Genomic DNA, 19,072 nt, shown 5'->3' with positions numbered 1-19,072 from the left:
GCCCCGAAGGGGTCAAATAACAAAGCGTAGGGGCTTGCCCCTATGATGATAAAAAATAAAAGAGGGGGTCGGAGAAGATAATCTCCGACCCCTTGATTCTATAATTGTCCTTGTACTGATTGTCGAGTTATTTCACCTTCTGAGGGTTACTCGTCCTCATCCCAGTCATCATAGTCGCGGCTGCGGCCAGAACTGGTTGGCATCGCCGTCGATATTCTCGGAAGCTTTCCACTCAAAGAGCGTGATTTCGCTTGCGCCGGCAATGGACACTTTCAGTTTACCGTCTTTAATCCAGCAGTCGGCACCCTCCTGTTGATAGACCGGTACATGAATCTTCACGGTGTTAGAACCATCGAGCGACACACCGTAGTTGTACGACATATCCACGTACGTAGTGTAGTCACCATCGGCCAATGCCGTCTGAGGCAATAGCCATGCGAAGAGCGCCGCAAGCATTATTAGCCAAGGCCGCCCTCGCAAAAAGTTCTTCGTTAGATTAATCATATTTATAGTTTTTAGAATTATAGGTACTAATTATTATTCTTCGTCACCAATGTATATGTCGTTACCGTTCTTGAAACTGCTTACTTCATTTGAGCCCTCTAACATAACGACGGGACCGCGAAGATGAACGGTTTTCGTCTGAGGAGTTGAATATATTTTCTTTTTCATAACTTTAATCGCTAATGATTTTTGTTCTAGGACCGCTATAGAGCGAATTCTTACCGATGTTAATCTTTACATCGTACTTCGTGCCTTTCTCGAAAGTGGCAGCATAGGGGATATAGGCTGTACCGCTATAAACCTGTGTGCTAGTACTTGTATTGGTGATAGTACACGTCAGTTCAAGATAGGTATTGCTTAAATCTCCAGTGGTATCCCATGCAGTCAACGTCTGCGGAATTATGAAGAGGTATGGCTCTCCTGCTGTACCAAAATTGCCGTTAAGAGCAACGTAGTCTTTAGTTTTATCAGAGCCAAGTGTCATTGCCGAACCACTATATAGGGTGTAATTGGTGTAGGTATCAATATCATTCCACGATGATGTTCCGTAGTAATACTTACCGTGTTTTTTGACGTTCTTGAGTACGATGCTGCTTACACTTAATGTGTAGCTATCCAGATTCGGCGACTTCTTTACGTAGAAGCGCAGGGCAGAACATGCGTGGTCAAAGGTGAAGGTGAGTTTGCCGCCGGTGCCACTATAGGTACCGCTGGCCGTAGCTACCAACAAATCATGCTGGCTTGCGGCAGCCTCCTCAACTGTGAAGTTGATGTAGGGTAACTTATTGGCATCTTCTGTTTGATTGAATGTGTCATCAGTGTAGGCGTACCAAGTAACCTCATCTGAAGTACCGGGCCATGAACCCGTACTTGACCATTTCCCTTCAGAACCTTTCGTGGCTGTAATTGGATCTGAACTTGCTTCACTACCATACACATAACTCATATAGAACTTGTCAAGCGATGAATTGGTAGTTATCGCCGCTCTCGTTGTACCACCCCCTTCACCATCTTGAACCATGGGATTTTCCGTGACCTCGATGGTCATTGGGTAGAACTTGGGCTGTTGTGACGTCAGCTCGTCATCATCGCTGTTGCTGCAAGCCCCGAGTGCGAGGCTTGTCAGCAGAACGAATATTAACTTTGTCTTATTCATAATTCTTTTCTTTTTTTAACGCTTTGTCTTGGCTGCATCGGTGAAGGTATAGACCTTACCCGTAGCAGCTTGATAATATTTCAGAGTGATGCTCTCACCTTCCTCACAACCATAGACGATTAATGACAGGTTATCGAAGGCTGATGACACGCCACGGCACTCGTTTCCAACGAAAGCAGCGAAGTAGTCGCCCTGTGCAGGCTGTATAGAAGCCTTGGCAATGATAGTGCTGACATTGAGATTCATCACCACTGGATACTTGGCCGAACCGAGGGTGAACTCAGGAATGTACGCCTCATCAATGCCGGTGGTTTCGTCAGCGTCCAAGTTGATGTCACCCGTCAGCGTGAAGAGGTGCTTCAACTGTTGGCTGTAGTATTGCAGTGACATGTTCACGGTTCCCGCCTCTTTGCCGTAGGCCTTCATCAGGAACTTTCCGTTTTCTGTCTGTCCTGTGCCTATTTTGACGGCAGGACTGGCCAGTCCGCGCAGTTCACCGTTTACGAAGAGCGCCAACAGGTCTCCACTGGATGCGAATGGCATGAGCGTCTCTTCAATCTGTACTTTCAGGATGGTTCCAACCTCGTATAGATAACCGTCAGGCTCGGTCCAGTTGGGGCGTTCCTGGTTGTTGCTCCAGTCCATCGCCCACTGTGGGGCCTCAGTGACTGCTGCCTCAGTGATCAGCACTTCCTTGCTGTCACTGTCATCGTCGCTGCTGCTGCAAGCCCCCAGTACGAGGCTTGCCAGCAGAACGAACATTAATTTTATCTTATTCATAATACTCTTTATTTAATGTTACTTAACGACGATCTTGAGCTACGCTCGAGCTCGTTCCCGTTCGGAAGCGCTCGGCTTTGCCGCTTTGCTTGCAAAGAACTCGAGCAAGCTCAGTTCTTCGCTCACTTAACCACGACCTTACGTCCGTTGAAGATATACACACCACTCTTGGTTGGACGCTTCTGCAGCTTCATACCGCTGATGCTGTACCACTGGCCGTCTGCGTATTCAGCCTTCACGAAGTTGATGGCTGTAGGCTGGTCGGGACTGCCGATGACGGCATTGGTCTTGAAGGTCATGATCTCACCAGTAGAAGCTACGATCTCGCCGTCACGCTCGATAGCGAACCAGAGTTTCTCCGGCTTGTCGGCAGCGATGCTCAGATAGAAGAGAGGTGAGAGGTCAGCGGTCAGAGGTGAGAGAATAGCTTCACCAACTGTCTCGCCATTAGCGAAGGCGATAAGTTTGTCACCGTCCTCGGTCTCAAATCCTTCAACCACGGCGCTCACGCTCATGGTGCTGCGTGCCTTGGCGGCAGCGGCGTAACTGGTATTGGTCGTCCAGAGTTCACCGGCATTGCTGCCCAGTTCGAAGAACGGATAAGAGAACTTGGCGTCTGCCGCACCCTTGCGGAGCATCATGTAGCCCTCACCGGGCTTCATGTACTGCAGCGAGCCGCGCCAGCGTCCGGTGTTGCCACTCTTGGTGAAGTAAGCAAACTCAGTGTGACTCTTGATCACGTCGCCCGGTTCAGCATAGTCGTAGTAGTCGCTCAGAGCCGTCTCGACGGTCAAGTTGACAACCGGTGTGTAGCCGATGCCGTTCCAACCCTGTTTCAGGTTGATGGTACGGGCATCCTTCTGCTTGATGACGCTACCCTCGATGGGGAATGTGCAGTCCTTCTGGACCTTGATGGCATACGCCTTCTTCGGTGAGATGACTACATTCGCGGTGCTGCCACCGGCCAGCCACTGACCATTCTCGTAGTTCAGCGTCAGCTTGCCGCCAAGTTCGGTCAGTACGTCGCCATCTGTCCAGCTCATGCCGCTCAGCAGCTTGTTCAGGTCGAACAGACTCTCGCTCTGGATATTGAACGATACCCAGTTCCAGCCCTCAGCCAGATAGAAGTTCTGGATGAAGCTGCTGCCACCTGTGAAACGTACGGGCGTGTCGCTGCCCAGCATGGCATCCTTCGCAAACGTGATGGCCGATTCTGGTGTCAGCACAATCTCACGACCGGTGCTGTACTGCCACAGACGGAAGTTCAGCTCGCGGCCGGTAGCCAGACTGTCATAGACGGTCAGGTAGAGGCCCATCTCGCCAGTCAGTGTTGAGTTGCTGATGTTGGCAAATCCGTGGCAAACGCCCTTGCTGTCGAAGGCACCCACGATGTCTCGAGCGTCAGTGTCAAGCTCATCATTGATATAAACCTGTCCGATGATGCTCATCGAGTTCGCCAGTAGGTTGCCATCTACCTTCTCTGCCCACTCAGGCTGCTCGCCCTCGATGGTCAGGTTGAGATAGAACGGTTCGCTAATGCCATCCTCGTCGGTCAGATAGATAATCTCGTTATAGGTACCGACATTCAGATCCTTGCTGACCTTGGCATTGACATAGCCCAGAGTCTGCGGAGCAATCACGTCGGTATAGCTGCTGAGTGCGAGCCACTTCGGACAGTTCTCAATGGTGTAGGTATGACTGATGGCGCTGCTGTTATAGAACGGCAGAGTCAGCAACTGATCGTCATCCTCGCCCGTACCATATTTAATAGTATGGTCGAGACGGTTCACCAGCCACTCCAGACTGCTGTTGCTTACCAGGAAGACAGCGGTCTGTGGCGAAGCCATCGCATTGCCGCGCTTGTCTTCTACATCACGGACGGTGACATAGAGATTGCGGCGGTTCAGCTTGGCAGCAGTCTCGTTCACGTTGACCAGCAGCTTATGACCCTCACCCACGAAGCTGAACTTCAGGTTCTCCAGTTCCTCGAAGGGCACTACAGGAGCAGCCGTCTCGTCGGTGATGTGAGCTTGGATTACGTTGATAGAATCAACGAACACGTAGTCACGTATCGGCGTGGTGGTCGGCTTGCGGGTCACAGGGTCTTCCTCATAACGGATATTGCCGTCGGCATCCAGATGGATCTTCTTGCTATAAGCATAAGGCATCGTCTCAATCTTGTTGTTCTTCAGACGCTCCTGACGGTCGAAGGCCAGGTAGGTCAGCAGACCAGCCTCATCGCCATACGGACTCTTCGTCGAGTAGGTCTTGACGAGCGACAGCGGCAGAGCCTGTGCAAAGAAGCAGAACTCATCGATGTTACCAGTCAGCCAGTTGCGGGTGTCGATGGTAACAGTCTCTCCGTTAGCATTCTTCTCCTTATACTTGGCAGCACCAAGCATTGGGATACCACCAGTGATAGCACCGAGGCTGTCGGCAGCAAACGTGGTGCGCAGCTCCTTATCGACGTAGATGTTAACCACGTTGACACCACGGTTCACCGTCATGGCGTAGTGGTGCCACTGTCCGTCACTCCAGTTGCCAGGAACCTGCATAGCGAAGCCGTTCGAGCGGTACATCAGTTTCTCAGCCTCGAAGGCAATGTTGAAGATGTTCTTTGCACCGATTTCATCCTTCGTACCAGCACCGTTGCTGACCAGTACACCACGACCGTTGCGGTCGGTCTTGAACCAGAACATCAGCGTATAGTCCTCTTCCTTCGTGCGGTTCATAGCGTTTGTTGTCAGCTCCAGACCCTCGTTGACCAAGTGCAGTGAGTAGCCACGAGGTACAGCCCAGTTGGCACCCATCAGCTTAGCGTTGGCACCCTGCGTCTTGTCCATGACATAGTCGCCCGAGCCCTCATTCATCGGGTAGTAGTCAACCAGTCCTTGCTCATAGCCCGTCAGACGGCGATAGCCGTAGGTCGTTCCGATGAGTCCACCGTCCATGGCGCGATACCACAGGCGAGCCTCCATCATGCGGCCCTCGTAGTACTTGCTGTCCATGCGGTCGCCCTCGTTGGTGCGTCCGAAGATGAGCTTGCCCGTACCAGTGTAGTGGGTCAGGAGTTTCTGCTTGCCCAGCAGCTTGCCACCATTGTAGAAGGCAATGGAGTCGCTTGCGAGGTCAATGCTCATGGCCACCTGTGTGAAGATGCCCGTCTGGATGGCAGTGTCAGAGACATATTTGTCATCGTTGATGACGGCCTTCAGCTTGAAGTCTGAGGTCAGCCACAGCTGCAGCTTCTGACCATTCGTGCCGTGTGAGAACAGCGGCATGTCGCGCTTAGCGAGTGTGTCGGGCTCAATCATCATGTCGATGGTCAGGCTCTTGCCGTCGAAGTTACGACGGGCCTCACTCTCTACGCTGGCCTGTCCCTTGAACTGCAGGCTTACGGCATCAGAGATATTGTCATTATTCGTTTCGCCTTTCACCTCGAAGTTGGTGATGGCGCTCAAGTAGTTGTATTCGATATCTTCCGAGAAGTTGAACACGATGTTGTCGCCTGCTGTCAGCACACCATTCGTAGGTTCGGGCGTACCGAACAGCTGCGGACGACGGGTATCCTTCACACCGCTCAGAATCTTCGACGACGTGGTCAGGAACTCGTTGCCGTTGCGGCAGAAGAGCACGGCGCGCAGGTCGTAGGCTTTCTCCATCACCGTACCTTCACCATAGAAGTTGGTGACGATGTTACCATTCTCAGGAATCATCTCACGTTCGCCGCTGGCCTTGGTCATGAGCAGCGAGTCGGCATAGAACGAGCAGAGGTTGGTCCAACTGTCGTCGCCACGCTGCGACTCCTTATACTGGAACTCGATGTGGTCGAAGTTATGCTGGTGCTTGTCGAAGCCATCGATGGTGACAGGGATGAACCAGCCGCGCTTGTCGTCCTCGCTGGCATAGGTGTTCATCACCCACTTGTCGCCAGGCGACGAGATGTTCACCGGTCCGGCCTGACGCAGGAAGTGGACGTCGAAGGTTGCTTCCTCCCAAATGTGGTCGGGATCGGAGCATGACATGAGACCAAGTTTCAGACCCTCGTAGTCGAACTCGGTGCCTGCATAGACCTCCAGCGTTTTCTCTACCACTTCACCCGGGAGCAGATAGAGGTTCCAACCCGAGCTGGTCATGGCGATACCATCGAGCATCAGCTTAGCACCATTAGGATTTGACTTCGAATCCAGATAGAAGTTATAAAGGGCGACACCACCCGTAGCAGCCTCTGGCTGTTCGCTGTCGTTGGTCAGATAGACCTTGAAGCGGGCTGGTTTATCGATGGCCACACCGCTGATGCTCTGACGGTCAAGCGAAATCTTCGGGTTCTGAATCTTCTTGGTACGCTCGTCGAGCAGATAGCCTGGGCTGTAGCCGATGGTACGGCGCTCACTCTCCCACGGGTTGACGGTAGCACCGCCACGCGTGCGATAGACGAAGCTGCGTGCATAGATGGCTTCCGCCATCGTGCTTCCTCTCTCAATAAATGGCTGCACGAAGTCCGTCATGTTGTAGAAGTTCTGGTTCGAGTAGACATTCAGCGCGGTATTGCTATTGATGGTGGCTGTATCGGTCAATGCCTTATAGACGTCGATGTTCAGGTGACTCTTCTTATCCATCACGATGTTGAAGGTCTCCTTGCGGCTATAGGCCTTCTCCTCAGTATCGATACCCTTCGTCGTATAGTTAGCAATAGGCACGAGCCTGAACTGTGAGGTCTTGCCGGCAAAGACGACTTTCGTGCTAAATTCATCGGCCTTGTCCGTACTGGTTTTTCCAGAAGCTTGCGTCGCTTTATCGGTCTGGGCCCAGCCCTTTTCTATCAGCGCAGCCAACAACTTAATACCCAGCATCGCACCAGCAGACAATCCAGCGTCAAGACCGCCTGTGTCGAAGAATAGGTGACCTCTGACACCTGGCAGGCTGATAAAGTTTGAAATCGTGTAATCGCTTTCGAACTGTTCGCTATAGGTCACCTTTGTACCGCCGTCCACATCATAGTTGGCAAACGGTGTTGTGCCCAGAATGGTAGCCACCTTCTCACGTTCGTTCTTAGCAATCATCAGACCCCATGCCAACATGGTCTGACACTTCTCTGCCACCTCATCAATAGGCGTCGTGGTGGCACTGCTCGGTATATGAATGACATAGTTCATGCCGGGCACTTCCTCCATGCTACTGGTATAGTAGTAGATGTCTCCGTCCTTTGTGTTGACGAGGCCGAAGTTATCATCATCCTCCGGAACCAGTGAACGATAGACGGGCTTGCCCGTAGCGTCGGCCTTCTTCTGGGCATCTTCTGCCGTTCCGATGAACATCAAGGCACGGAGTTCCTTGATCTTTTCAGGGATAATCTGGGTCAGGATGTGCTTCTGCGAGTGGACGAACTGTGAGGTCACCTCAGGGCCATAGCCGATAGACTCGTCGCGCACCAGATGGAACTTATTACCATTCAGGTCCTTACCCTCGGCAATGTCTACCATCGAGCCGTAGTCATTGCTGTAGCCGCCTGTTGTACCGCCACCCAGTCGGCCCTTCAACTGCTGGAAGATGCTGTCGGGGATGGCACGGATGGTACTCATGGGCTGAACGACGATGTTTTGCGTCATACCGATATACAGGTCGGCATCGGCTCCCACCATGTTCGGGTCGCTGCTGGTAGTGATGTCTTCATTCACGTTCATCGTGTAGGAGAAGGCACGATGGCCCTCAGCGTTAAGGGAATAATCGAACTCGAAGACCTTCGAGATATCTGTGCTGTTCATGATACCGGTAGCTGTACCAACACCCTCAGGAGCAGAGACGACACCAGTAAAGCGATCCAGCATCGTACCATAGACCAAGGAGAATTGCAAGCCACCCTTCAAAGTGCAGTCGACCGAATAAGCGTACTTCAGCTTAGAGCCCTTGGACAGCGTAGCAGTACTGCCACCGCCTGGCGGGTCGCGGAGCACGTCAATCAGCAGGGGCTGACCAGACACCAGTACGTCCTTGAAACCGCCCGTAGTAAACATGTTCAAGGTATAAGCCTTCAACGGTTCGGCCTCGTAGGTCGTACCGTTCTGCGTCAATGTCAGCGTCACGGTCTTCAGGGCATCGGCGCCAGTCATCAGACGTACTGTCTGGTCGGCAGTGATGTAGAAGTAGCCGCGACCCACGCTGTCAAGTTCTACAACCTCAGGCGTAGGATCGTTCTTCATGCCGTTGTGTACGGTCACCTTGCCACCGCCAACAGGTACGATATCTACGATACCTGTGCGTGTGTCATTATTATATCGATAGCGCTCGGCCACCTCCACCTGAACGGGATAGCGGCGGTTCAGACTGAACACCGGATAGCCGAAGGTGTAGTGAGTGGTATGACTGATGCTGTCATAGCGCGCCAGGGGAACCTCGATCTTATCGCTTCCTACGCTCGTTGACATGTAGCTCTTGTCGCCGAAGTAGTCGAACGAGTCATAGCCCAACTGCTTATAGCTAATCTCCACAGGAGCGTGGTAGATGCGGTTATAGACGGCATTGTAGGTAGCCTGGAGCTCTTCAAATCTATTCTTATCGACATCGTAGAAGATACCTGTATAGGTTGTGTTAATGGCTGTGAGGCAATCGGTCAGGTCGATGACCTCGCTTGCCTGACCTTCCTGGAACAGTGTGGGATAACCCTCGCAATAGACCTGCTGTACCTTCCAACGGACTGGTGGCAGCATCAGCGTGTACTCACCCGTCACGGAGTCGGGCTTCACCGTCATGCGCTTGCGCTCCACCACAGCAGTAGTCTGGTGGCCATTGCCGCCAGCATGCGGGAAGGTGAGCTCGCGCGTCTTCAGGTCGGTGTTCAGGTTGTCGTAGACCAGCCACGACGTGTTGTCGCCCTCTAAAGTCATCACCATGGTCAGGTTGCGGCCCAGGTTGTTCTTCGAGAGGTTGTTGTCCAAAGGCTTGTCGCCCTGGTCGTTACCACCGACCACACGACCTATCAGCTTCACTTTAGTAGCATCGTAGAAGTAGATGTCTGCTTCGTCCTTGGTGATGACAGCCATGTTCTTGTTCTTGTCCAGATAGTAGCCATCCTCGGTGAAACTGTGCTGGTCCATCCATACCTGAATGCTGTCCTGACCGTCGAGCACGCGGAATGAGAAACTACCGTCGAAGTCGGTCTCCACGAGTTTGCCCGAAGCGTCATAGATGTTATGGTCATCCACTTTGAAATGGGCACCCTTTACGGGGATGCTCGTGCCGTCGTACATCACAAAGCCTGAGAAACGGTGGCTGTTGATGATGGTAAACTCAGGTATCGATTCGTCGTTCTTCTCACCGTCGAAGGTAACGGTGTAGCGGGTCTTGCCATCTTCAAACTTGATGTTGCCGCGAACGGTCGGGCTCACAATGTATTCAATGTCCGACAGACCATTATATGGTAAGCCGTCGATGACGAAATAGCCCGTTTCATCGGTATTGGCCGTCTTGGTAACGGCTTGGTCGTTGTCATTGTCGGCCAGTTTATCGTGCGTCACCGTCACCTCAATGTTGGGCACACCCGTTCCGTCGTTGAGACGTACGTAGCCGGCCACGCGTCCTGTGTTCTTACAAGCGCCTGCCTTCACATCGGTCTCAGAGTGGTGCTTGCCCTCGCAGTCGGTGACGGCACGTACCTTATATTCATAGCGCAGCAAGGGCGATACGCTCTTGTCCTCATAGCCCGTATTATCAAGGTTGTCAGCAACGAGTTCCCAGTCATTGTCGCCACTGCCTTCGATACGGCGATACACCTGGAAGTAGTCAACGACGCCTTCTACGTCCCATGTTAGCACGACGCTGCTCTGGCGGGTCTCCGTCATCAGCGTCTTACCAATCTCACCATTGCCTTCATGGTAGAAGTTGTCAGCGGGCAGCTGGGGGTCGGGATAGGTAACGGGGTCGTATTCTTCCGTTGTCGTCATGATGGGATTGAGCTCAGAGCCGTCCAGCGTCCAACCAACCGTGAAGAACTGTGCCAGTTCTCCTTCCGAGGCGCCAATCAGGCTACCGCTCATCATAGGCAGCACCTTGTCGCCGTCCACATACCAAGCGGATCCCAGGCCGCTGGCCAAATCGCTGGCCGACAGCGAGCCGACGTTGTTCCACAGGTTGCGGTTGGCCATCTTGGGCACAGCCTTGTTACCACTCACTACCCAGCCAGAGCCCAGTTTCTGAACCATCTCTGATACATCGGAGGAAGCTTCGTCGATGTCGTACCATTCGCTCCTGTCTCCGTAGGAATAGTTATTAGTAACGCTGGAACCGTTATTACAAATACGCAGCCTATAATAAAAACCGAGTGCCCGAGCACCCACGTAATAATATTGTCCGTTTTCCAGGCAATTGGTTACTGTAAAGAAACCAACATCGCCGGCATAGCCGATGAATGCTCCAACGTAGGAATTACTACCGAGTGCTCCATCGTTTCCAGCACTGATGGCACCGTCGAACAGACAGTTGTTGACGGTTTGCTGAGTGTCATGTCCGTGGCCGATAAAACCGCCGACATTCAGGTTGAAACCATGAATACTGCTCGATACCCAACAACTCTGGATATTGGCGTTATAGCTGTTCCACACTAATGCGGCACCGTAATCTCCAACCCCGAGAGTGCCATCGGGGACTACCATGAGGTGCAGGTTCTTGATGGTGTAGTCATGGGCAGAGTTGAATAAGCTGCCACCACCATTTCTCATGGACAGCGTATGGCCATTACCATCGAAAACGCCCTTGAAATCATCAGCAGAATTGTTTACTGTGAAGTCGGCATTCATGACGGCATTCACGCTCTTCGTGCCGCGGTTTTTCAGTGCCGTCCGGAACTCTTCCCAGTCGCTGTCGTTTTCGAGGAGGTGGCAGAACTCCTTGGTGGCATAGCAGTTGTTGATTACCACGTGACCTCTTTCGTCCTGTCGTGCCCACGTATCACTCTTTTCGGGATTGGTGGTGACATGGTCAGGCATGAAGAGGCTGTTTTCGATGATTGCAAGGCTCCTTTCGTCAACCCAAGCGATGAAACCACCGTTTCCTATGCTCTTTTCACCCTCAAAGCTGCCATCAAACTTACTGTTGGAGATGGTAACATTGGAATCGGTTACGCGTCCAACGAAACCAGCAAGGGTTCCTTCGCCATCCATGGTGCCATTGAGGGTGACCGACGAGCGGCAATTCTCAATGGTTGTCGTTCCGTTAATGACCTGTGCAATGAGGCCGGCAGGATACATCTGGCCAGACTTGATGGTACCGGCCACGTGCAGGTTCTTGATGGTGGCGTTGCTTGCATGGCGGAAGGGAGCAATATATCGCTCGTTCTCCGTCCAGTCCTTGTTGAACGTCAGCGTGTGACCGTCGCCTTCGAAGGTTCCGCGATAAACAGCACCTGTGGTTACTCCCACGTGCTCACTCGTCGTGATGTCGGCGGCAAGGACTGCGTCCACGTCATACTGCCCCCTGGCATCATTCACCATCACAGCAAACGTATGCCAATCGGTGGCGTTGTAGATGATGACCCGCGATGTATATTCGCGGGTGGCAAAACTGTTGGTGACATTAAGTGTATGTCCGTCGCCTCGTGCCCACGTTTGACAGCTGGTCAAGGCGGTACTAATATGGTCGGGTGCAAAGAGACAGTTGTCGATAATTGCCGTACTCCCGTTTTGGCAATAGCCAATAAATCCACCATTATGGTGGCTTTTACCACCCTCAAAACTGCCATCAAACTTACTGTTGCGTATCACGGCTTTACCGTCGTCGCCCAAACGGGCAATGAAGCCACCGTTGGTAGTCTTGGTGCTATAGATGGTCACTGACGAGCGGCAGTTCTCAATCGTGACATCGCTGCCATTGAGTACGTAAGCAATCAGTCCGCCCGCATATTGTCCATCAGACCAGACGTCGCCCGCCACGTGCAGGTTCTTAATGGTGGCATTGGTCACATAGCGGAAAGGAGCCAGATAGGGGTCGTAATTCATGAGGTCGACAGTCAGCGTGTGGCCGTTGCCATCGAACACGCCCCGGTAGGGATAACCTTCAGGACCGCAAGGCCTGCGGCCGCTTTCAATGTCGGTATAGAGTCGGGCGTTCACATCGTACTCGCCCTTAGCCTTAATCACCTTCTCGCAGAAGTCGTACCAGTCGCCATCTGTGCGGATGGGGAAGTAGTATGGTTCAACCTCATCGTATGTCGGGAGGGGAGAAGTGCCACGGTCGATATACATCTCCACCTTATAATTAACACACGAGCGCGAGAGGTCAATCACCTTGTAACGCTGTTCGCGTTCCTCTGGAGAGAGTTCTATGTTCTGGATGTTCACGGTGTCGCCGGCCTGGTTGAACACCGTGACGCGCAGCATCATCTTGGCACGATCGTCCCAAACGGCATTAGGCTCGTCGGCATACTCCCAGGAGACGCGGGCGGTAAAGGCTCGCTGGTCTTCCCACTGAGCGGAATAGGTGGCTATACGCCGCAGATGGATTTCGTCGACGACACACCTTTCTGTTTGTACGCACCTGTTGTTCCAGCCCCATGCCTGCGTCATCATACGGCGCACACGGTAGGTCAGGCTGTCCAGCGTGCCATTCTTCAGCATGGTCTTGTCTACGGCATCTATCAGGGTGCTGTCGACAAAGGTATAATGGGTCTGCGCAGAGTCGGCGGTGTAGGGCTCACTGAAGATGGTCTCAAAATCTTCCTCCTTACCTGTCAGTGAGCGTTGTATCTCGAAGAAATCGGTAGTTGCTATGTCTTCGACCTTCGGATAAGCAACGCCCCAGTCCAATTGCACCGAAGCCTTGCTGTCGCCTAACGACCGCGCACTCAGTCCCACAGGCACGTGAATCATCTGCTGTGTCTGTGGTTCTGACGTTACATGAATAGGATTATTGTCGCGATCCAAATAGTCAACCATGACACGCAGATTGTTATGAGGAACGTCGGCATCCAAGTAGATGGTACCATTGCTGATGCCAGACTGCAAGTCCTTTTTGACAAGGACGCCGTTGTAGTCTATATACTCATACCGGGCCGAAGTAACACGGTCGGAAGCAATAAACCAAGGCAGTTCCAACATGCCTGGCTCATTAAAGGACATGGTAGCCATAGCCAACTGTGGCGATGCTACTGTGGGGGCCTCCGGCAGGTGGATGACGGTTTTGTCTATTGAGCAGGGCTTCGTACCGTGCAAATAGGCAGAACCACCGACTTTCACATCCCACTCGAAAGTCACTTCCTGGTCATACATCTCGTAGGGAATGGTCCAGACAGCAGAAAACGAGTACTGCTCACCGTCACTGTCGGCAAAGATACTATTGCTCACTTCGCCATCGCCCTTGGTAATCTTAAAGGTCTGCGACGAATTGCCTCGCGTGATTTCAATGCTGCCACCGGCCTTTGTCTCGAACTTGGCGGGAACTTCCGACTTGTCATTGTCATACAAACTCACTCCAAAAGGATCAACCAGAATATCCGCTTTCCATGTCAACAGGACTTCAGAATGTTCAATCTTGTTCTTGTCTGTCCACTTGATAGTCAGGGTAGCATTATTGGTCCAGTTGTCAGTACTTACCTCATCATAGATGGGCGCAGAAATACGGACCGTGTTGCTACCAGCAAGCATCACCTGATAGCGATACGACTGTAAAAGCGGACTGTCGGCCACTGCATTCTGTGGCAGCAGCCACGCGAAGAGCGCCGCCAGTAGTAGCCACGGTCGTCCTCGCCTTGTTTTTGATAGATTGTTGTACATAATATAAATAAATTAGGTTAATATAAAATTACTTATTCACTTTCACTACACCATTTTTAATATACACGCCTGCGTGCGTCAGTTCATAGACGTCATCCCATTCAGTTGCCCACACCCCCTGCACAACTGCGCAGAGCAGGGCAATCATTAGAAATAATTTCTTTTTCATCACATAGATCGTTTTAAATTATGTTCTGGGTTATGTAGTTATGGCTGCAAATTTAAACAAAATATCACAAATAACAAAACAAAAAGGCGCATTTTCTTCAACTTTTGTAAATATTGAGGCTCCTTTTTACGATTTTGAAACTATATTGACCTTCCCTCTTCCATTAGGCAAGACGCTCACCAGTCCCTGTTGTTCGCTGTTGTTCAGAAACCCATGCTTCACAGAGAGATTAAGTAGCCTCTATGTAATATTTCGCTTATTATATTAACCTTTTTGGCTAAAAATTTGGTTATTACAATAAGTTTAGACCAGATAGCAGACATTCCTAATTCATACATTCTGGCAGACTCCATGGAATTCCCCGTTGGCAAGAAGCTACCTCTCTGGGTGGTAGGGCTGCTGTATTAGGCATAGTAAAAAAAGGTGGGAGGCCTTTTGTGTAACCTCCTTTCACCCTTGACCTTCGGTCTAGTCTGCTCTCGCTCGGCATAGCTCAAACAAGTTTGGCTCTGCTCTCGCTTAATCGCAGCCTTCACCCGTCACCTTTTCAGGGCCTATAATTGCTAGTACACGTAGAAAAAAATGCTAGTACGTGTACCCGCAAAATTTTGTACACGTACCCGCAAATTTTCCTACACGTAGGAGTTCTTGACGGGATCAGCAAATATCAAGTCATGTCGGTTCATGAGCTTTTCTATGCAGCGATTGTGCACCTGATTGGCCTCCGTGATGACAAAGGGGAGCTTCTTGGCACTGAAGTAGTTCTGCACCCACTTGGTAATGGCCTCGCCGGGCCAGTTTTCAATGCCCACACGACACGCCATATGACGTGCCAGCTTCTCGTCGATATACGTGCTGAGCACCTCATAGGCCACGGTATAGTTACACTCATATTTCTTCATATACGCATAAAGGAACTCACCATAGTATCTTGCCCTTAACCAGTCGTCTTCTAGAATTTTCCTCAGCCCGTCATGAACACGCTTGTAGGCTTCCTCGCTGGGCTTGATATGAAACTGCGGTACGTTGCCTGCCAGCAGCATCTTCATGTTGATGCCGTTCTTGTGGTGACGCTGGTTCTCGCTGATCTTGTCGCGGTCGTTATTATTGGCCAGTGCGTTAGCCTTACAGTCAAACAACTCGTAGGGAATAGCAGGCTCCTCTATCTCCTGACTGTCTGTCAGAACATAGCGGTCGCCCACAAAGGGCGACATAAAAGCCTCCATCTTCTTCGTCTCTTTGTCGCGTACTATACGGAAAGCCTCCGACCGCTCAATGAGTGCGGTCAGTTCTGAGTCCTGCTTAAAGCCCATGGCCTTGCGCAACTCGTTGAACTGTTCCTTGCGGTAGGCCAGTGTTACGTCGTCCATATATTCGTAGGCTCCGTCGAAGAGGTACTTGATTTTGCCTATCTCTGTCCACGAGAGCTTCTTGGCTCTCCAATGTCTGTTGTAGCTTCTGGCCGTTGTCGCCGCCAGTGCTATGTCGTTCTTATGTCTCATATTCAATTATCCTATTCTCCAGTTCTCATATACGTCATGATAGACCTCTATTGGTCTATCTATGACTATATGTCCCTATCTATAGGGATAGGGACTATATCGTATATAGTCCTTATAAAGCAACTATCGGTAAATCCCGAACTCCAATATCATTTGCAAAGGTACAAAATATTCAGCAAAACGCAAAATTTTTTTGAACTTTTAATACCCTTTGCTTCATTGCTTGTTATTGTCTGAATTCTGCGTAAATTCGCCTCGAATTCTGCGTAAATTCGCCTCGAATTCTGCGTGCAAACTATCGCTCTGGTATGCAGCTCTGTGACCGACGTCATCTTACACCCGTTCCGACGTCATCTTCGGGTGTTTCCGATGGCATCTACGACTCGTTCCGATGATACTTTAGGGGGGTAAAGTATCATCGGAACGACCGCAAAACACCATCGGAACGGATGAAAGGAACGTCAGGAAAGACCCAAAAGTGACTGCCCTCACCTTTCACCTTATTTAAAAAACCATTCCAATGCGACCTATAGCCGGCCATCATTATGGCATGAGATTATTTATAGTGTGTATTTATTGCAGATAATCCACCTGCTACATCGTTAAGCTCCTCATCGGTGAGCTCCACCTGCTTCTTTTTCTCTTCTTCTTTCATAATTGTAATGTTTAAAATTTATGACTATAATTGATTTCTGTAGGCAAAGATACAAAGAAGTTGGGAAACTACAAAGAAAAAGGGAAGAAAATCTTCCCTCAGTCCTCTTCCATCAGCCCTCTACCTTCTAGTCTATCCTCCCTTCACCCTTCACCCTTCACCCTTCACCCTTCACCTTTGACCCGTCACCCTTCACCATTAGATTCACGTTTGTATTAGACGTACCTTACGACGATTATTGTGGGGTCTTACAGCGAAGTGCAGCCAGTAGGTGCCCTTGGGTGAACGCTCTAACAATAACTCATCGAAGTCCTCGTTGTTCAGGTCGCTGATGTCGAGCAGGATGGCGGCGTAGCGGATTAGCTGCTCTAGTCCATAGACGTGGATATCAACCGCACAGCCCGTCAGGTGGTTCGACCCCACCACCCCACCTATAGCCTTGTTCACCTCAGGGCTTCGATAGCCGCTGTTGATGATGATGGGGTCGTTACCCTCGCCATAAATGTTATTCCACCGTCTTCTCAGGCGTTCAAGCCAGCCACAAAGGCGCTTCAAGTTCTCTACTTGTGCCTCGTTGGGCACGTTTTTAATTTTCGTGTTCGTTTTGGTTAACTCAGCGAGCGTAAAATGCTGGGAGAGTTTTGCTTGCTTATTGATTTCTACATTATTCATAATCTCTTTTTCTTGTTTACGTTAATTGGTGTACTATTAGGGAATGCGATGCTGTAGGCGCTGTCGAGGGCTTTCAGGTTTACCTTGTAATAGCTGATGCCCAGACGTACGGCCACGATAGCACGCAACAACTCACGATGCTTGCGTGGATAGAGACTGGGCAGAGGCAACTCGTTCCAGCCTTCCTGCGGCTCATTGTCGACGAGGGCCTTGTGGCACACCTCCCAGATCATGTCGTCGGTAGCCTCACCTCCAAACCACGCTTTCAACACATTGCGGATACAGAAACGCTTATACTGACCTCCGAGGAGGCGCCTTGTGCGCTCCAGTCTGCGCCAGAGCTGCACAAAGCAATCTTGATTGTTTTCTACGTTCATCATATCAAAAATCGAAAATGACAAATGACCATGACCAAATGACCGCGTTACAACTTACGATAATTACCGTCCTCTTCCAATACTACGAGCCGCTGCTTGCGCCAGTTCTTCAGCATTTGGCGAACGGTGTTGTGGTTCACGTTCGCACCTTTTACAGCAACGCTATGCTGCATAGCCTGCTCGAACGTAAACTGGATGTCAAGTCGCTCAAAGATAGAGTCGTTCTTGCCGCGCTTCTGTCGCTCACCATACTGTCCGCCTGCATAGTCGCGACTCAAGAAAGCGTTTTCTATGCGGTCGCGGAAGAAGTAGAGAGCATTCTCCAGCAGCGAATCGGCTATCACGTCGTAAGCCTCAAGCATCGTTGGTGTCTGTGCCTTTAGCAAGAGTTCCTTCCAGAGTCCTGGCTGCTGCTTTAGCTGCGCCTCGGCACCACTCAGTCCGTGCTTCTGTATCAGTGTTTCGCACACCTTGCAGAGCATCAGGCAGCACACCATACGCTGGGCTGTTACGCACACACGGAAGCGCTGACGGGCACGGGTGCGGTCATCGTTCTTCATCGTTTCCACGCGGATGCGTTCCACCCATTCGCGGCCCTTTGCCTCTAGCTTGGGCAGAATCACCTCGCCGTACATCAGTGGCAGCAGGTGGGCTATCTGCTGTATGCGGTCGCGCTGGCGGTCGGTCAGCACGTAGGGCTTATCCTCAAGCGGTGCAAACGTGTTGTCGGGCGTGCGGGCTACGGCTATACGGCTCTGAAATCCGTCGGTGTAATTGTTAACCACACGATAAAGCGCATCGGGCGTGCCACACATGCACACGTTCCAAAGCAGGTGCTCGATATGCACGTTTACTGCATCGGCTGATCGCGCCTCGCGCTCATACTTACTGCCGTCGTAACTTTGGCGCAACATCACCGAGAAGTCACTCATCGTAGATTTCCACTTCTGTGCCACCGTATCCGCCTCGGGGGTAAACGAGAAACCGTGCTTGCCCTCGGTGTTAGCCAGTCGTTCGGCCAGATTGGCCACGGTGTTGTTCAGTGTCAGACAGCGCACGGGAAGCTTCGGTTCTTCGGGCTGATTCTTCTGATTCTTAGCAGCACGTTTCTTGGCTCGCCATTCTTCCTCTTGCTGCTGGTACATCTTGTCGAGTGCCTGCAGCTCGCTCATCCAAGCCTCCACTACCGGGTCGATGCCACCCTTACCACTGGCAAAATCACCCGCAATATAAGAGATAAGGTTCAGTCCGCGCTTAGTGCCGTGAACATCCAGTTGCACACCCGTAGCCAATGTGCCGATACATGGGCAGATGGCAGTTACCACCGGCATGGCCAGCGATGGGCCTACTGCATCAATACTTTCGCGAATGCCCTGCGGCATTTTGCGAGTTGAAAGTTGAGAATTGAAAGTTGAAAGTTGCTCATCTTCTGCACTTTCTACATCTTCCATCTTACCTCTTCCATCAGACATCGATAGTGCATTCAGCACATTCC

10 protein-coding genes are annotated in these 19,072 nt (G+C 51.3%); 1 reads left to right on the top strand and 9 read right to left on the bottom strand.

The features are described 5' to 3' along the window. Positions 1-168: 168 nt before the first annotated feature. The 5 genes from Q0R57_RS12605 to Q0R57_RS12585 form a co-directional block, all read right to left on the bottom strand. The gene (locus Q0R57_RS12605) at positions 169-504 is read right to left on the bottom strand and encodes a hypothetical protein (protein ID WP_294748269.1); all 336 of its coding nucleotides are present in this window, start codon (positions 502-504) and stop codon (positions 169-171) included. A gap of 172 nt (positions 505-676) precedes the next feature. Further along, complete coding sequence (locus tag Q0R57_RS12600) at positions 677-1,660, bottom strand: fimbrillin family protein (RefSeq protein WP_294748266.1); 984 nt, start codon at positions 1,658-1,660, stop codon at positions 677-679. Positions 1,661-1,675: 15 nt separating this feature from the next. Beyond that, positions 1,676-2,440, bottom strand: a complete 765-nt coding sequence (locus tag Q0R57_RS12595) for a hypothetical protein (protein ID WP_294748263.1) — start codon at positions 2,438-2,440, stop codon at positions 1,676-1,678. A gap of 122 nt (positions 2,441-2,562) precedes the next feature. After that, the gene (locus Q0R57_RS12590; protein ID WP_294748260.1) at positions 2,563-14,202 is read right to left on the bottom strand and encodes a LamG-like jellyroll fold domain-containing protein; all 11,640 of its coding nucleotides are present in this window, start codon (positions 14,200-14,202) and stop codon (positions 2,563-2,565) included. 28 nt (positions 14,203-14,230) lie between these two features. Further along, entirely contained in the window at positions 14,231-14,371 is a 141-nt protein-coding gene (locus Q0R57_RS12585; protein WP_294748257.1) for a hypothetical protein, read from the bottom strand. A 285-nt stretch (positions 14,372-14,656) separates the two neighbouring features. On the opposite strand from Q0R57_RS12585, the gene Q0R57_RS12580 reads away from it, so the two are divergent. Further along, a complete protein-coding gene (locus tag Q0R57_RS12580; RefSeq protein WP_294748255.1) occupies positions 14,657-14,779 on the top strand; it encodes a hypothetical protein in 123 nt (40 codons plus the stop codon). 224 nt (positions 14,780-15,003) lie between these two features. Here the strand turns inward: Q0R57_RS12580 and Q0R57_RS12575 are convergent, their stop codons facing one another. The 4 genes from Q0R57_RS12575 to Q0R57_RS12560 all read right to left on the bottom strand — a co-directional run. After that, positions 15,004-15,873, bottom strand: coding sequence for a hypothetical protein (locus Q0R57_RS12575; protein ID WP_294748251.1), 870 nt, complete (start codon positions 15,871-15,873; stop codon positions 15,004-15,006). Between the two features lie 859 nt (positions 15,874-16,732). Then, positions 16,733-17,200 (bottom strand): D-Ala-D-Ala carboxypeptidase family metallohydrolase, encoded by a 468-nt coding sequence (locus Q0R57_RS12570; protein ID WP_294748248.1) that lies wholly within the window; start codon positions 17,198-17,200, stop codon positions 16,733-16,735. Continuing rightward, the gene (locus tag Q0R57_RS12565; protein ID WP_294748245.1) at positions 17,197-17,580 is read right to left on the bottom strand and encodes a hypothetical protein; all 384 of its coding nucleotides are present in this window, start codon (positions 17,578-17,580) and stop codon (positions 17,197-17,199) included. Before Q0R57_RS12565 ends, Q0R57_RS12570 begins: the two co-directional genes overlap by 4 nt. A 44-nt stretch (positions 17,581-17,624) precedes the next feature. Then, the coding region (locus Q0R57_RS12560) for a DUF3987 domain-containing protein (RefSeq protein ID WP_294748243.1) at positions 17,625-19,072 on the bottom strand (1,448 nt) is incomplete at its 5' end.

The sequence above is a fragment of the uncultured Prevotella sp. genome (assembly GCF_946407605.1).
Lineage (GTDB): Bacteria > Bacteroidota > Bacteroidia > Bacteroidales > Bacteroidaceae > Prevotella.
Note: the sequence above shows the minus strand (reverse complement) of the source record. Positions and strands in the feature narration are given on the sequence as shown.

Bases quoted from the DNA above. Each gene is read 5' to 3' on its own strand.
- Q0R57_RS12605 (WP_294748269.1), bottom strand. From the start codon at position 504: ATGATTAATCTAACGAAGAACTTTTTGCGAGGGCGGCCTTGGCTAATA.
- Q0R57_RS12600 (WP_294748266.1), bottom strand. From the start codon at position 1,660: ATGAATAAGACAAAGTTAATATTCGTTCTGCTGACAAGCCTCGCACTC.
- Q0R57_RS12595 (WP_294748263.1), bottom strand. From the start codon at position 2,440: ATGAATAAGATAAAATTAATGTTCGTTCTGCTGGCAAGCCTCGTACTG.
- Q0R57_RS12590 (WP_294748260.1), bottom strand. From the start codon at position 14,202: ATGTACAACAATCTATCAAAAACAAGGCGAGGACGACCGTGGCTACTA.
- Q0R57_RS12585 (WP_294748257.1), bottom strand. From the start codon at position 14,371: ATGAAAAAGAAATTATTTCTAATGATTGCCCTGCTCTGCGCAGTTGTG.
- Q0R57_RS12575 (WP_294748251.1), bottom strand. From the start codon at position 15,873: ATGAGACATAAGAACGACATAGCACTGGCGGCGACAACGGCCAGAAGC.
- Q0R57_RS12570 (WP_294748248.1), bottom strand. From the start codon at position 17,200: ATGAATAATGTAGAAATCAATAAGCAAGCAAAACTCTCCCAGCATTTT.
- Q0R57_RS12565 (WP_294748245.1), bottom strand. From the start codon at position 17,580: ATGATGAACGTAGAAAACAATCAAGATTGCTTTGTGCAGCTCTGGCGC.